The 15,683-nt window shown below is 61.2% G+C and carries 10 protein-coding genes; 7 read left to right on the top strand and 3 right to left on the bottom strand.

Annotated elements, in window-relative coordinates:
* Nucleotides 1-283 (bottom strand): RRXRR domain-containing protein (locus tag CKO36_RS11145; protein WP_200284139.1); only part of this gene is annotated, 283 nt, incomplete at its 3' end.
* 301 nt (nt 284-584) lie between these two features.
* A complete protein-coding gene (locus CKO36_RS11150; protein WP_200284140.1) occupies nt 585-1,064 on the bottom strand; it encodes an Lrp/AsnC family transcriptional regulator in 480 nt (159 codons plus the stop codon).
* Nucleotides 1,065-1,237: 173 nt separating this feature from the next.
* Here CKO36_RS11150 and CKO36_RS11155 point away from each other — a divergent pair, with 173 nt between their 5' ends.
* The 4 genes from CKO36_RS11155 to trmB all read left to right on the top strand — a co-directional run bounded on the left by CKO36_RS11155 (nt 1,238) and on the right by trmB (nt 5,637).
* A complete protein-coding gene (locus tag CKO36_RS11155) occupies nt 1,238-2,947 on the top strand; it encodes a 2-isopropylmalate synthase (protein WP_200284141.1) in 1,710 nt (569 codons plus the stop codon).
* Between the two features lie 71 nt (nt 2,948-3,018).
* Nucleotides 3,019-4,053 carry a tRNA (adenosine(37)-N6)-threonylcarbamoyltransferase complex transferase subunit TsaD gene (gene tsaD, locus CKO36_RS11160; RefSeq protein ID WP_200284142.1) on the top strand — a complete coding sequence of 345 codons (1,035 nt, stop codon included), beginning with the start codon at nt 3,019-3,021 and terminating at the stop codon, nt 4,051-4,053.
* Nucleotides 4,054-4,111: 58 nt separating this feature from the next.
* Nucleotides 4,112-4,909 carry a thiazole synthase gene (locus CKO36_RS11165; RefSeq protein WP_200284143.1) on the top strand — a complete coding sequence of 266 codons (798 nt, stop codon included), beginning with the start codon at nt 4,112-4,114 and terminating at the stop codon, nt 4,907-4,909.
* 59 nt (nt 4,910-4,968) lie between these two features.
* Nucleotides 4,969-5,637, top strand: a complete 669-nt coding sequence (gene trmB / locus CKO36_RS11170; RefSeq protein ID WP_338053461.1) for a tRNA (guanosine(46)-N7)-methyltransferase TrmB — start codon at nt 4,969-4,971, stop codon at nt 5,635-5,637.
* Between the two features lie 51 nt (nt 5,638-5,688).
* Here the strand turns inward: trmB and CKO36_RS11175 are convergent, their stop codons facing one another.
* Entirely contained in the window at nt 5,689-8,055 is a 2,367-nt protein-coding gene (locus CKO36_RS11175) for a bifunctional diguanylate cyclase/phosphodiesterase (protein WP_338053463.1), read from the bottom strand.
* A gap of 208 nt (nt 8,056-8,263) precedes the next feature.
* Here CKO36_RS11175 and CKO36_RS11180 point away from each other — a divergent pair, with 208 nt between their 5' ends.
* The 3 genes from CKO36_RS11180 to CKO36_RS11190 all read left to right on the top strand — a co-directional run bounded on the left by CKO36_RS11180 (nt 8,264) and on the right by CKO36_RS11190 (nt 15,683).
* Nucleotides 8,264-11,800: a transglutaminase family protein gene (locus tag CKO36_RS11180; RefSeq protein WP_200284145.1), complete on the top strand. Its 3,537-nt coding sequence runs from the start codon at nt 8,264-8,266 to the stop codon at nt 11,798-11,800.
* Between the two features lie 143 nt (nt 11,801-11,943).
* On the top strand, nt 11,944-13,191 hold the full coding sequence (locus CKO36_RS11185) for an HD domain-containing phosphohydrolase (RefSeq protein ID WP_200284146.1): 1,248 nt from the start codon (nt 11,944-11,946) through the stop codon (nt 13,189-13,191).
* Entirely contained in the window at nt 13,188-15,683 is a 2,496-nt protein-coding gene (locus CKO36_RS11190; RefSeq protein ID WP_200284147.1) for a sensor domain-containing protein, read from the top strand. Before CKO36_RS11185 ends, CKO36_RS11190 begins: the two co-directional genes overlap by 4 nt.

Consider the following 15,683-nt stretch of genomic DNA (forward strand, 5'->3'; position numbering starts at 1 on the left):
TCAGTTCCGCCAACCACAGCACAGGCGCGTCTCGGCACACCTCGCCCGTGTCGGGGTTGATACGCTCAACATCGCGCACCAGTGCCATCCCTGTGGTCTTGCTGCCCGGATCGAGCTTCAGGCGCAGCGGCTGAGTCTCACCGCCGATGCGATCCTTGAGCCGGATGGTGAAGGGAGCCAGACGCACTACCACGGCACGTCCGCGCTCCAGTAACAGCCGCGCGCGTTTCTCCGTGCACGGCATCAGCGGACGCTTCTGTTTGTCGAGGACGAAGACAGCCATTTCGATTCCTGCCCTTACGGGCCTGGTGACGGAGCCTGACGGCTCGCTCCCCTCGGGAAGGTTTGCAACCGGCTCCCACCTTACGGCGGCGATCAAAACCTTCGGCGCTTTGCCTTTCGCCCGCATGATTCTGATCTTCCAGAGTCCGGGACTGAGGAAGCATCCCGGAGTGGGTCTCAACGACCTGTTGCAAACGCAGCGGGTTGGATACCGCTTTCCCTGGTCAACCGAGCTCTTGCAAGCTCCGGCCTTCAGGCCGGGGTAGTTGACTGTGGGCAGCAAGGGTTGTGCTTACAAAACCTTAAGTATAGCGGCTGCCCTCAAGCGGCAAAGCGGTACGCTCAATTACTTGCCGCAGCACGAAACTTGAGTGCACCCCGGTGACGCCTTCGATGCGGGTAATCTTGCGCAGCAGCAACTCCTGATAGGCCTCCATGTCGCGCACCAGTACCTTGAGCTGATAGTCGGCATCGCGCCCGGTAATCAGCGAGCATTCGAGCACCTCCGGCCAGTTTGCCACCGCCGCATCGAAATTGGTGAAACGCTCCGGTGTGTGGCGGTCCATGGCGATGCTGATGAAAGCGATCAGATCCAGCCCCAGCGCACGGGCATTCAACAACGCACGATAGCCGGCGATAATGCCCCGCTCCTCCAGCGCCCGCACCCTCCGCAGACAAGGCGAGGGTGACAAACCAATACGGTCAGCTAGCTCTTGATTGCTGATGCGCCCATTGTCTTGCAGCTCGGCGAGGATGCGTTTGTCGTACTGGTCGATGTTCATCGCTAAAATGAGGTAAAAAAGGAGAATAAAGTTGCTTAAAGCCGAAAAAATCTAGCATAAAATTGCCAATCTAATTGAAATTTCGCCAACTTCGCAATCCTCTGCTGCGCCGCTTGCGCGACACTAGTTCCCGTCGGCAACATGTCGGCAATTGCTTCATTGAGGACTACGAAATGGCATTCAATCACCGCAAATACCGACCCGGCCCGCGCATCACTCTGCCGGACCGGCGCTGGCCGGATCAGGTCATCACTCAGGCCCCGCGTTGGGTCAGCGTTGATCTGCGCGATGGCAACCAGGCACTGCGCCGGCCGATGGATGTGGCTCACAAACAGCGGCTGTGGGATTTATTGGTACACATTGGTCTGAAGGAAATCGAAGTCGGCTTCCCGGCCGCCAGTCAGCCGGATTATGACTTCGTGCGCACGCTGATCGACTCCGGCGCCATCCCGGATGATGTGTGCATTCAGGTCTTGGTGCAGGCACGTGAGGATCTGATCGTGCGCACCTTTCAGGCACTGGAGGGCGTGCCTCGGGCGATTGTACATGTCTACAACTCGACCTCGCCGGTGCAGCGTGACTGGGTGTTTGGTCGTGACCGCGCAGGCGTCAAAGGCATCGCTTGCCAGGGGGCCGAGTGGGTGGTGCGCGAGGCCACTCGCTACCCGGATACCGACTGGACCTTTCAATATTCGCCCGAGAGCTTCACCGCCACTGAGCTGGACTATGCCATTGAAGTGTGCAATGCCGTGGTCGATCTCTGGCAGCCGACGCCGGAACAGCCATGCATTCTGAATCTTCCTGCGACAGTCGAGGTGTCTAGCCCCAATGTGTTCGCCGATCAGATCGAGGCTTTCACGCGCGGCATCGACCGACGCGATGCCCTGGTGCTCTCGGTGCATCCGCACAATGACCGTGGCGGCGCGGTGGCGGCGGGGGAACTGGCCTTGCTGGCCGGCGCCGACCGGGTCGAGGGCACCTTGCTCGGCAATGGCGAGCGCACCGGCAATCTGGATTTGGTCACCTTGGCGATGAATCTCTACAGCCAGGGGATTGATCCAGGACTTGACTTGTCCGATCCCCAAGCAATGATGGCCGTGGTCGAGGACTGCACCGATATTCCCACGCATCCGCGTCATCCCTGGGTCGGTGAGCTGGTCTACACGGCCTTCTCCGGCAGCCATCAGGATGCCATCGGCAAGTGTCTGAAGCGCCAGCACCCGGATGCGCCCTGGCAGGTGGCTTATCTGCCCATCGACCCGGGCGATTTGAATCGCGATTATCAGGCGGTGATTCAGGTCAACAGCCAGTCTGGCAAGGGCGGCATGGCCTTTGTGCTCGAACACGAGTTCGGCCTGAACTTGCCAGTCTGGCTGCGTCGCGAGCTGGCGCCCATGGTGCAGCGGGCCAGCGAGGCGGCCAATGGTCTGATTGATGCCCACAGCATCCGGGCGCTCTTTGTCAGCGAGTTCATCCGCGACCGGCACCCGGTTGCACTGCATGGCCTGACGCTGACTGCCCAGGGGCCGGAGCGCTTGGAACTGTGCCTGGGCACGAGCGCAGGTGAGCGGCAGGTGATCGGTACTGGACAGGGGGTGATCGAGGCCTTCGGCAACGCCTGGAGCCAGGCCTTCGGTGGTACTTTTGCGGTGCTGGACTATCAGGAGCATGCCATCGGCGCCGGCACCGAGGCCGAGGCGGCCGCCTATGTACTGATCGAGCAGGACGGTCAGCGCTCGGCCGGCGCAGCAATCGACCGCGACACCTTGGCAGCGGCGATACGGGCACTGCTGTCGGCGCTGAACCGAGCCTCGCTGGCGTCGGCGTCTCGCACGGATGTCGCCAGTGCCGCTCAGTCACCTGCGCAGCGCCTAGCGGCCTGATTTCTGCAATAATGGCCGTTTAAGCGCTGAACTCAGCGGCGCAAAGCAACGTCAAGCGAACACGGATTACCATGCAAGTGCTGGGCATCGAAACCTCCTGTGACGAGACCGGTGTCGCCATCTACGGCGATCACATCGGTCTGGCTGCGCATGCGGTTTACAGTCAAACCGAGATCCATGCCGAATACGGTGGTGTGGTGCCGGAACTGGCCTCGCGCGACCATATTCGCAAGACCTTGCCGCTGATTCATCAGGTGCTTGCAGAAGCGCAGCTGGAGCATCACGCCATTGATGGCGTGGCCTACACCGCCGGCCCTGGACTGATTGGCGCTCTGTTGGTGGGTGCCGCGCTCGGACGCAGTCTGGCCTGGGCCTGGCAGGTGCCGGCCATTGGTGTGCATCACATGGAAGGGCATCTGCTGGCGCCTCTGCTAGAATCGCCGGCGCCGGAGTTTCCGTTCGTGGCCCTGCTGGTCTCGGGCGGGCATACTCAGCTGATTGAGGTCCAGGCCGTGGGGCGCTACCGTCTGCTCGGCGAGTCGGTCGATGATGCCGCAGGGGAAGCGTTTGACAAGACGGCGAAAATTCTCGGTTTGCCGTATCCCGGTGGCCCGGCGCTGGCGCAGCTGGCTGAGCAGGGCGATCCGCAACGCTATCGCTTTCCGCGCCCGATGACCGATCGCCCCGGGCTTGATTTCAGCTTCAGCGGACTGAAAACCTTTGCGCTCAACACCCTGCATCAGCGTCAGGCGGCCGGCGAGGACTCGCCCCAAGGGCGCGCCGATATTGCCCGCGCCTTTGAAGATGCGGTGGTGGACACCTTGATCATCAAATGCCGCCGTGCCCTGCAGCACAGCGGCTTGCAGCGTCTGGTGCTAGCCGGCGGTGTCAGCGCCAATCGCCGCCTGCGTGAGCGCATGAGCCAAGCGATTGCAGCCATGGGTGGACAGGTGTTCTACCCGCGCCCGGCGCTCTGTACCGACAATGGCGCTATGATTGCCTATGCTGGCTGGTATCGGCTCAAGGCCGGACAGCGCGAGCCGTTGGCGTTCCGGCCCCGACCACGCTGGTCTCTGGAGGAGCTGGCGCCACTGGCGGAAGCCTAATGATAAGGTGGAATTTGTTCCCGCAACGACCTAACATCGACCCTGATAATTATTGACTATGACCCGAGCAACGCCTGCTTCTGATTCCCTGACCATCGCTGGTCGCACCTACCAATCCCGTTTGCTGGTTGGCACCGGCAAATATCGCGATCTGGATGAAACCGCGCGCGCCATTGAGGCCAGTGGCGCCGAGATCGTCACCATCGCCGTGCGCCGCACCAACATCGGCCAGAACGCCAATGAGCCGAATATTCTCGATGTGCTTCCGCCGGAGCGCTACACCATTCTGCCCAACACCGCCGGCTGCTACGATGCCGAGACCGCACTGCGCACCTGTCGGCTGGCGCGCGAACTGCTTGATGGCCACAATTTGGTCAAGCTCGAAGTGCTGGGTGATGAAAAGACCCTGTTCCCCGATGTGGTGGCCACCCTGCACGCTGCCGAGGTGCTGGTGAAGGAGGGGTTTGAGGTCATGGTCTATACCAATGATGATCCCATCATGGCCAAGCGACTGGAGGAGATCGGTTGTGTGGCAGTGATGCCACTGGCCGCCCCGATCGGCTCTGGGTTGGGGGTTCGCAACCGGCTGAATATTATGACCATTGTCGAAAATGCCCAGGTGCCCATCCTAGTCGATGCCGGCGTCGGAACCGCTTCTGATGCCGCTGTGGCGATGGAGCTTGGTTGCGATGGGGTGCTGATGAACACCGCCATTGCCGCCGCTCAGGATCCTATCCTGATGGCCAGCGCCATGCGCAAGGCGATTGAGGCCGGACGCGAAGCCTATCGCGCCGGGCGCATGCCGGCCAAGCGCTATGCTTCGGCCTCCTCACCGCTGGAGGGAACCTTTTTCTGAGTGCGACACCCGCTCCCCGACCGCTGCACTCCCCAGCGGCTGAACAGATTCATCGTCCGGTGCGCAGTTTCGTGCTGCGCGAAGGGCGGCTGACGGCCGCCCAGGCGCGCGCCTATCAGCAGCTCTGGCCGCGTTACGGCTGCGATTGGCAACCGGAGCAGCGTCTGGATATGGTGGCGCTGTTTGGCAATGATCGGCCCGTGGTGTTGGAAATCGGCTTTGGCAATGGCGAGGCGCTGTTGCACATGGCGGCCAGCCATCCCGAGCGCAATTATCTGGGGCTGGAGGTTCATCGCCCCGGCGTTGGTCATTTGCTGATGGAGCTTGAGCGCGCCGGACTCGATAATGTGCGGGTCATGCGCGAGGACGCTGCCGCGCTGCTGGCGCATGCGTTGCCGCCGGCGAGTCTGGCGGGCGTCTGCCTGTTCTTCCCTGACCCCTGGCCCAAGAAGCGCCATCATAAGCGGCGTATTGTGCAGCCAGCTTTTATCGATGATCTGGCTCGGGTGCTGGCGCCGGGTGGATTCCTGCATGCCGCGACGGATTGGGCGCCCTATGCTGACTGGATGCTGGAGCAGCTGCGAGCGGCCGCAGATCGGTTCGAGAACCTGTCCCCGAGTGGTGATTTTGTGGCGCGTCCCGAGGAACGCCCACTGACCCGCTTCGAGCGTCGCGGTGCGCGCCTCGGTCAGCCCGCACGCGATCTGCTGCTGCGGCGTCGGGCATAGAACGCCTAGCAGAAGCCGCGCTGCTTGTCAGCGCTGAGGCTGTGGATGCGCTCAGAACGTTTCGGCCGCCGATTTTTGCAGTCGTTTCTCAAGCTGTTGCGGTGGTTCGGGGCTTCCATATAAAAAGCCCTGGACTTGGTCACAGCCTTGTCGCCACAGGAAAGCCGCCTGCGCTGCTGTTTCAACCCCCACAGCCACGACGATTTTTTCGAGGGCATGCCCGAGCGCAATGATGGAGGCCGCAATCGCCTTGTCGTTGTAACCCTGATGAATGCACTCGATAAAGCTGCGGTCGATTTTGATCTTGTTGACCGGTAGTTGTTTTAAATAACTGAGGGACGAATATCCGGTGCCGAAATTATCGACTGCGAGCGTCACGTCGAGTGTCCGGACCCGCTCGAGCTGCTCAATGGCCAGTTCCATCTGGTGCATCACGAAGCTTTCAGTGATTTCGAGTTCGAGACAGGACGCAGGACAGCCCGTTGCGGTCAGAATGGCGCTGAGATGAGCATCAAAGTCATTTGCACGCAACTGCTGACCGGAGAGATTGACCGCGATGCGGCCGAATTCGATCTGGCAGTCGAGCCACTGTCGGGCCTGGTGGCAGGCGCGTCGCAAGACCCAATCGCCAATGGCATTGATCAGGCCGTTGCGCTCGGCAATCTCAATGATGCGTTCAGGGGGAATGTCACCCAGCTCAGGGTCTCGCCAGCGCAGCAGTGCCTCAACACCGATTAAGGCCGATGAGGTCAGCTCCAGTTGCGGCTGGTAGACTAGGTCGAACGCATCGTTTTGAATCGCCTTGCCGAGGGCTTCATAAATGCGCGCGTTTTCGAGCGCGATCTTGGCGAATTCGGCCTGGAAGAAGCGATAGGTATTGCGGCCGTCCTCTTTGGCGCTGTACATCGCCAAATCCGCATTACGCAACAGGGTGTCGGCGTCGGTCCCGTCACGCGGATACAGGCTAATGCCCAAGCTGGCAGATACCAGCAGGGATTCATCCGCAATCGTCATCGCTTCACCCAGGCAAGCAAGCAATTTTTCCGCCACCATGCCAGCGTCCTCTGCACTGGCTAGATCCTCAAGCAGGACGACAAATTCATCGCCGCTGATGCGGGCCACGGTATCTTGCCCGCGCAATGGGGTTTTCAGACGCGTCGCCACCTGTTTGAGCAGGGCATCACCCGCCTGGTGGCCCAAACGATCATTGACCGATTTGAACCGATCAAGATCGACGAAAATCAGCGCCAAGTGACTCTGCTGGCGTTTGGCCCGCTCAATGGCCTGTTCCAACTGGACATTGAGCTGCATCCGATTGGGTACGCCAGTCAGGGTATCGTGATGCGCAAGATGTAGCAGACGTTGCTCGGCGTGTTTCAGTTCCGTGATCTCAAGAAATGAAATCACAATTTCAAGCAGCGCGCCCTTGGCATCGTAAAGTGGGCTGCCGTTGGCCATGAGCCAATGCGGATCCGTGTGGCCTGGTGAAATGGCGCCGAGCACTTGGTTGTGCAGCGGTGCTTTGCTTTCAATGATGCGCATGACCGGGTAGTCCGACTGGTGCAGTTGGCTGCCGTCCTCATTGATAAAACGCCATACGCCATCATCGGCATGGCGACCGCGCATGACCTGCTCGGTCACACCCAGCAGGCGGCCCGCTGCAGGGTTTGCCAGCAGAATTGCTGTATCCGGTGCATGCACGACGACGCCAGCATCGAGATGATCGATCAATGTGCGCATCCGTGCCTGGCTGGCCTCAAGCTTGGCGGTGCGTGCATGCACCTGACGGTCCAATTGTTCATTGGCGAGTCGCAATGCTTGGTCAACCAGCTCATGTTCTCTGACGACTGCAAACAGCACTTGCGTGGTCAGGGCCAGAACAGCAAGAAACAGCTGCAACTCGATCAGAGCCATGTTGCGCGCGGATGGCGCAAAGAGAAGCGTGGGCTGAATGGTCGCGAGAATGGCCGCCATGCAGATAAACACAACGGACCCGAAGACGATGGATGCATTGAACCGGAAGACGGCCCACATGATCAGCGGCAGCAAGGCGATCATGCCGGCGGGACCGATCAGTGTCCCAAACAGGCCGAGGCTGAACAGCGTCGCGATCATAAGCGCGACGGTGAACAATGCCGTTTCAGCCGAGAACTTGAGTTTTTTTTCTTTTTGTGTGAGAGCAAGTAACCAGGGCGTAAGTATCAAGATGCCTACGCTGTCGCCCGTCCACCAGGTTGCCAAAAGCCCCGGATACTGCGCCCATGGGATCAGACCGGTTAAGGCCAGGCTGGTCACACCAAAGAGTGCGCTGAGCAGCCCGATTAGCACAGCTCCACACAGGACGAAGCTAAAGACCGCTCGGGCGCGGTCATGTGCGAATCGCTGGTCAAGGTGCGTGGCGCCGTTGCGGTATCCGATGTCTTGAGTGCGCGGATGTCAGGATAACGCCTTTTGTGGTTTGTTGTTACAAATAGATGCTCCACTGAGCAGATTCCGAGCCATCGGTGGCGCCAAGGTTGTCATGAAAAGCTCAAGCGCCTGCGCAAAATCAGCTAAGCTCGCATGCTTGCGACACTCGCACCCTTGAAGATCCAACCTTGACTTTCGTCGCTCCCAGAGGCTCCGCATGACACTCCAGGTCGCTCTCAATCACTGCACCACTTATGACTATGACCGGCGCATCCGGCTGCATCCGCAGGTGGTGCGGCTGCGCCCGGCGCCGCATGCGCGCACGCCGGTTGTGAGCTACAGCCTCAAGATCAGCCCCCAGGAGCGCTTTACCAACTGGCAGCAGGACCCGTTCGGCAACTGGCAGGCGCGCCTGGTGTTCCCGGAGAAGGTCGATCATTTCCATGTCACGGTGGACCTGATCGCGGACATGGTGGCGATCAATCCATTCGACTTCTTTATTGAGGAGGAATGCCGCGTCCCGACCTTTGCCTACGAGAAGATGCTGCTCAAGGACCTGGCGCCCTACCTGGAAGTCCAGGAGGCCGGGCCGTTGCTGGCGGACTTGATCGCCGCGACCCGTCCGACCGACCAGGACGACACGCTCGACTGGATCGTCGCGCTCAACCAGCGGCTGCAGGGCATGGTGAGCTATCTCATCCGCATGGAGCCCGGGGTGCAGACGCCGGAAGATACCCTGCACAAGGCGTCTGGCTCCTGCCGCGACAGTGCCTGGCTGTTGTGCAATCTGCTGCGCCATCATGGCTTTGCGGCGCGCTTCGTGTCGGGCTATTTGATTCAGCTCACCGCCGATCTGGCGCCGATTGACGACGGACCGGCCGGGCCGACCCGGGACTTCACCGATCTGCATGCCTGGAGCGAGGTGTTCATCCCCGGCGCCGGCTGGGTCGGGCTCGATCCGACCTCCGGCCTGCTGACCGCCGAGGGCCATATCCCGCTGGCCGCCACCCCGGAGCCGGCCACCGCCGCTGCGATCAGCGGCAGTCACGAGAGCTGCGAGGTACAGTTCGGCTTTTCCATGTCAGTGGAACGCATCAAGGAAACGCCGCGCGTCTCGGCCCCCTATACCCCCGCACAGTGGGCTGGCATTGATGCGCTTGGGCGTCAGATCGACGCGCGACTGCGCGCCGGTGATGTGCGCTTGTCGGTTGGCGGCGAGCCGACCTTTCTCGCCGCCTTTGACCGCGACGCACCGGAGTGGAACACTGCCGCCGTCGGGCCGACTAAGCGCGATTATGCCGATAAGCTGATCCGCCGCCTGCGCGAACGCTTCGCACCCAATGGTCTGCTGCATTACGGCCAGGGCAAGTGGTATCCCGGCGAGCAACTGCCGCGCTGGGCCTTCAGCCTGAGCTGGCGGGCGGACGACGAGCCGCTGTGGACGGATCACGCGCTGATCGCACCGGAAGCCGACACCGGCGCTACCATTGAGGCCGCCGAGCGCTTTGCGGTGCGCCTGGCGGAGCATCTTGGCGTCGGCGGCGACTATGTGCAGGCCGCCTACGAGGACCCGGCCGCCTTTCTCAAGCAGGAATGCGAACTGCCGCAGAACCTTGACCCCGCGACCAATCAGCTCGATGACCCGCAGGCGCGTGCCCGGTTGGCCCAGGTATTCTCGCGCGGGCTCGATAAGCCGCGCAGTTACATTCTGCCCTTGCAGGCCGCGCGGGTGCAGGCGCCGCAGGCGCGCGGCGAGCGTGGCGGACGGCACTACCAGTGGCTGTCCGAGATCTGGGCCACGCGGTCGAAAAAGCTGGTGCTGATCGCGGGTGACAGCCCGGCGGGGTTTCGACTGCCACTCGGGAGTTTGCCGCATCTCGACGAGGACGATTATCCCTACATGATCACCGCCGATCCATTTGGGCAGGATGTGCAGCACCCGCTGCTGTCGCGCCCGACGCGGGAGATCGCGCTGCAGGGCGCGGGAACGGGTCGCATGCCGATTCCCCGCAGCGGGACTGCTACGGCAACAGAAGCCGTGCCAGAGGTGCGCACTGAGAGCTTCGATGAGTTCTGGGCGCGGGTGCAGGGCCTCGCCGCCCGTCGTGCCGCGCGTGAGGCTGAAGGGCCGGGCGCTTCCGCTCAGGGCGGATCGGGTGCCACTGGTTCTGATCCGGTTGGCTCTGGTCAGACTGGCTCGGATCAGCCATCTCCCGAAAGCCCCCCGGTGCGCACCGCGCTCACGGTCGAGCCGCGCGACGGCAAGCTGTGCATCTTCGTGCCGCCCACGCGCCAGGCCGACGAATACGTCGACCTGATCGCCGCCATCGAAGATACCGCTGCCGACCTGCAGCAGCCCATTCATATCGAAGGCTACCCGGCACCGCCCGACATGCGTCTGCATGAGATCAAGGTCACCCCGGACCCGGGTGTGATCGAGGTCAACATCCAGCCCTCCACCTGTTGGCCCGAGCAGGTCCATATCACCGAGACGATTTACGAAGAGGCCCGCCAGCTCGGCCTGGATGCCTCGACCTTCGAACTCGACGGCCGTCCCTCAGGCACCGGCGGCGGCAATCACGTGGTCTTTGGCGGGCCGACGCCGCCCGACAGCCCCTTCCTGCGCCGCCCCGATTTGCTCGGTTCCATCATCCGCTACTGGCAGCGCCACCCGGCGCTCAGCTATCTGTTCTCCGGGCTCTTTATCGGCCCGACCTCGCAGGCCCCGCGCATTGACGAGGCGCGCGACGACAGTCTGTTCGAGATGGAAATTGCGCTGGCCCAAATTCCCGATCCGGCCAATGCCGGTTCAGCCTCGCCCTGGCTGGTCGACCGCATCCTGCGCCACCTGCTGGTGGATTCAACTGGCAACACCCACCGCGCTGAGATCTGTATCGACAAGCTCTATTCGCCCGACAGCCCCACCGGGCGCCTGGGGTTAGTGGAATTTCGCGGTTTCGAGATGCCACCGCACCCCAAGATGTCCCTTGCTCAGCAGTTGGTGCTGCGTGCGCTCATCGCCTGGTTCTGGGAGCAGCCCTACACCGCGCCGCTGGTCTCCCACGGCCACCGCCTGCGCGATGACTTCATGCTGCCGCATTTTGTCTGGGCCGACTTTCTTGAGATTCTGGACGATCTCGACCGCGCCGGCTTCAGTATCGACCCCGCCTGGTTCGAGCCGCATTATGAGTTTCGCTTCCCGATCGCCGGGACCTTTTCGGCCGCCGGGCTGGAGGTCGAAGTCCGCACCGCGCTTGAGCCCTGGCATGTGCTCGGCGAGGAGGGCACCGTTGGCGGCACCGCGCGCTATGTCGACAGCTCGCTGGAGCGCATTCAGGTGCAGGTGACAGGCGATCTCGCCGATCGCTACGCGGTCGCCTGCAATGGCTTTATCCTGCCACTGGCCCCGGCAACGGGGCGCCAGGATGGGGACCAGATCCAGGTCGCCGGCGTACGCTTTCGTGCTTGGCAGCCTCCGGCCTGTCTGCACCCCACCATCGGTATCCACTCACCGCTGACGATCGAAGTCTATGATCTCGCTCAGGGCCGCTCCCTCGGTGGCGCCACCCACCATGTTATGCACCCCGGTGGCAAGGCCTATGAGACGCGCCCGGTCAACCTGCTCGAAGCCCAGGGCCGCCGCCTCGCCCGCTTTGAGGCCATGGGTCACACCCCAGGGCGCAGCGCCCCGCTGCGACCGCGCATGCCCGCCGGGATCAAGCGCACGCTGGATTTGCGCGTGCAGCGGTCTTGATCAACCCGGGCCCACTCAAGCGCCGGCTTCTGCCGGCGCATCGGCTGCAAAGGAGAGCATCCTGGACGTAGATTCATCACCCCGACTTGGTGCATGATTGGAGTTGCAGGTTTTCCTGACCGTCACATAAATCATCCTGGGTCGTGAGCGAACAACAGTCAACATTTATAGAAGTTGATCAAGTGCGCATCGGTATGTACATCTATCTCGATTTGGGATGGATGGGGCATCCTTTCGCATTGAATAACTTCAAAATCACCTCAAAAAGTCAAATCGAGACCATCCAAGGGCTGGGTCTGAAGCGCCTGCGCTGGTCGCCGGAGCGCAGTGATCCGCTTGAATCAGAAGAACAAGAGGCGCCCGATATCTCGACTCAGCAGGCGCCGGATCCGGAGCAGGAGTTGCTGCTTGCCCAACGCGCTAGCTTGGCGCACTGTGATCGGGAATTCAATCAAGCCTCGCGTGCCTATCGGGATATTCTCAAACAGGTCGACACCCATCCTCAGGCCGCGCGTGCGCAAACCGAGGAAATGATTGGCGGATTGGTGGACAATCTGCTGGTGCAAGGGGAATCGATGATTCGCCTGCTGTCGGAAAATGCTGGCGAGAGTTCATCTCTGCATGCTGTGAATGTCATGATCATCTCCCTGCTGCTTGGCCAGCGGCTTGGTCTTGATGCCGAGGCGCTCAAGCGACTGGGGACGGGGGCGCTGTTGCACGATATTGGCAAGATGCAACTGCCGGCGCGCATTCGCTGGCGCGATGAGCACCTGACGTCCGTCGAGCGCAATCTGCTGCGGCAGCACGTCGAATTCGGCGTCGACCTGGCTGCGCGGATGCAGCTTGAGGGCGAAGCGTGTGTAATGATTGCCCAGCATCACGAATACATGGATGGGAGTGGTTACCCCAAACATTTGCAAGGCGAGGCTCTGGCGCCAAGCGCGCGGATCATCAGTCTGGTGAATCATTATGATACTTTGTGTAACCCCCCCAATCCGGTCGCCGCGATCACGCCACACCGGGCACTGTCGTTGATGTTCGCGCAGTCGCGCGAGAAGTTTGATGCCGAGATTCTGAGTGTTTTTGTGCGCATGATGGGTGTGTATCCACCCGGCTCCGTTGTCCAGCTGACCGACGACCGCTACGCACTGGTGGTGTCGGTAAATGCCGCCCAGCCGCTGAAGCCGAGGGTCATTATTTACGAGCCCCGAGTGCCATCTGAATCGGCACTAGCGGTTGATCTTGAGGACCAGCCCGAGTTGGGCATCCGGAATAGCATCAAACCGGTGCAGTTGCCTCGAAATGTGTTTGATTATCTCTCCCCGCGTCAGCGTATGTGCTACTTTTTTGAGCGCGCGCGGCCGCCAGCGCCAGGAGCCCCGGGCGCATGATGGAGTCCACCGCCTCTGCTGCGAGTTCGTCGCAGAATCACTCCAGTTCGATTGATTGTGTTGCCATTTGGCAACAGATGATCGCTGATCTGATCGAGGCTGTTTTGGTGGTCAGTCCGCTTGAGCGGCGGGTGGTCGCTGCCAATGGCGCTGCCGCGCGCTTGTTCGCAATCGACAGCCAGCAGCTCATCGGGCGGCCGATCATCGAGCTGGTGGCAACGCCCGAGGATGTGTTTTTCTGGGAGGGCATCACCGCCGGTCAGTCCCCGACGCTGTTTTCGGAGACCTTGGTGCGGCGACCGGATGGCGCTGTGGTGACGGTGATGAGGCGCGTGAGTTCGGTGCGATGCTGTCAGCAGGCGATGCACTATTTGGTCGCCATGACCGATCAGAGCGAGCGCCAGGCGGTTGAGACCGAACTCGAAAAGCTGGTCGCGGAGTTGCGTGCCACGCTCGAATCCACCGCCGACGGCATACTGGTGACCGACCTTCAGGGCGGTATCCGCAGCTTTAACCAGCGCTTTGCCGAGTTGTGGCGCCTGCCCGATGCCTTGTTGACCGAGCGTAACGATGCTGGCATCTACGACTGGATGGCGCACATGGTGCAGGAGTCCGAGGCCTATCGCGCGCGCATCCTGACCATCAACGAGGATCCATTGCTTGAGGCGACGGAGATTATTGCGCTGTCGCAGGACCGTGTGTTGGAGCGCGTGACCTTGCCGCAATTCGCACGCGGCAACCCGATTGGTCGGGTGTATTCCTTTCGCGATATCACCCAGCGGCTGGTGGACGAAAAGCGTCTGAAGCTGGCCTCGCGGGTGTTCGATGCCAGTTTGGATGCCATTCTGATCACCGATCCTGACTTGATGATTGAGGCTGTGAACCCGGTCTGTACTCAGTCCAGCGGTTTTTCCACCAAGGAGCTGATCGGGCAGCCGCTCAACGACATCCTGCCGCTGTGGCACGATCGGGATTCCGGTGCGGCCGTCTCCCGCGCGCTCGCTCAAGAGGGGTACTGGCAGGGTGAACATGTGCAGCAGTGCAAGGGAGGGCATAGCATTCCCTGTCTGGTGTCCGTCGTCCGGGTGCCGGACGCCCATGGCCAGCCGGCGAATTACGTCAGCTTTGCCAAAGATCTGTCCGAAGCGGTCGCTGCGCGCCAGCGCATTGAACAACTGGCCTACAATGATGTGCTCACTGGCTTGCCCAACCGCGCGCGTCTGAATGAACGAATCGAGTTTGCTATTAACGTTGCACGCCGAGAGGACTCGCACTTTGCGGTGGTCTTCATTGATCTGGATCGCTTTAAGCAGATTAACGATTCGCTCGGGCATCTGTTTGGCGATCAGGTGCTCATTGAGGTCGCGCAGCGGATCACTGGGTGCTTGCGCCAAGTGGATACCACTGCGCGCCTTGGTGGCGATGAGTTCGTGCTGCTGTTGCATCGAACTGACGGCTATGGTGCCGAGTGCACCGCGCGACGGTTGCTTGAGGTGATGTCCCGGCCGTTCGAGATCAATGGCATGGATTTCTCCCTGGGGTGCAGCATTGGTCTGGCAATCTACCCCGAGGATGGCGAAACCCTGGATGATCTGATTAAGAATGCCGACAGTGCCATGTACCACGTCAAAGAGCGTGGGCGCGGGGATTTCGGCTTCTACCAGCGGCAGATGAACCTCGATTTGCTCACCCGGGTGAAGATTGAGCATGCGCTGCGCGAGGCGCTCGGTCAGCAGCGGATTCACCTGGCCTATCAGCCGCAGATTGACTTGCACACCGGTCAGGTCATTGGCGCCGAGGCATTGTTGCGCTGGACCGATCCGGTGATGGGCGTGGTGTCGCCGGGGCAGTTCATTCCGATTGCCGAGGAAACCGGCTTGATCATCCCGCTCGGGGCCTGGGTGCTGCACGAGGCCATTCGGCAGGGTGAGCAATGGAACGCACGCGGTTTCAATCTCACCATGGCCATCAATGTGTCGGCGTTGCAGTTCCGCCAGGCCGGCTTCGTCGAGTCCTTAATCGACATCCTCAAAAACAGCACATTGCCGCCGGAGCAGATTGAGCTTGAACTCACCGAGTCGATCCTGATCCAGCATGCCGACGATACACTGCTCAGACTCAAGGCTCTGGACGAGCTGGGCATTCAACTCGCTATCGACGATTTTGGTACCGGTTACTCCAGTCTTGGCTATCTCAAGCGGTTTCCCATTCATCGGCTCAAAATCGACCAATCCTTTGTGCGCGATATTCCGGAGGATGAAAGCGATGCTGCCATTGCCACCGCCGTGATTAACCTGGCCCATTCGCTCAAGCTGCGGGTCATCGCCGAAGGTGTGGAGAACGCCAGTCAGCGCGAGTTTCTGCTCGCGGCAGGCTGCGATGAATGCCAGGGCTATCTGTATGCCCCCGCCCTTGCTCCCGCTGACTTCGAGCATCTGTTGGAAACCTGGGAGAGCGGAACTCAAGACACCGGGGCCGACACCGGACATTAG

Origin of the sequence: Rhabdochromatium marinum, from assembly GCF_016583795.1 — a bacterium.
GTDB lineage: Bacteria > Pseudomonadota > Gammaproteobacteria > Chromatiales > Chromatiaceae > Rhabdochromatium > Rhabdochromatium marinum.

Coding starts and splice junctions, on each gene's coding strand:
- CKO36_RS11150 (WP_200284140.1), bottom strand. CDS start 1,064: ATGAACATCGACCAGTACGACAAACGCATCCTCGCCGAGCTGCAAGAC.
- CKO36_RS11155 (WP_200284141.1), top strand. CDS start 1,238: ATGGCATTCAATCACCGCAAATACCGACCCGGCCCGCGCATCACTCTG.
- tsaD (WP_200284142.1), top strand. CDS start 3,019: ATGCAAGTGCTGGGCATCGAAACCTCCTGTGACGAGACCGGTGTCGCC.
- CKO36_RS11165 (WP_200284143.1), top strand. CDS start 4,112: ATGACCCGAGCAACGCCTGCTTCTGATTCCCTGACCATCGCTGGTCGC.
- CKO36_RS11180 (WP_200284145.1), top strand. CDS start 8,264: ATGACACTCCAGGTCGCTCTCAATCACTGCACCACTTATGACTATGAC.
- CKO36_RS11190 (WP_200284147.1), top strand. CDS start 13,188: ATGATGGAGTCCACCGCCTCTGCTGCGAGTTCGTCGCAGAATCACTCC.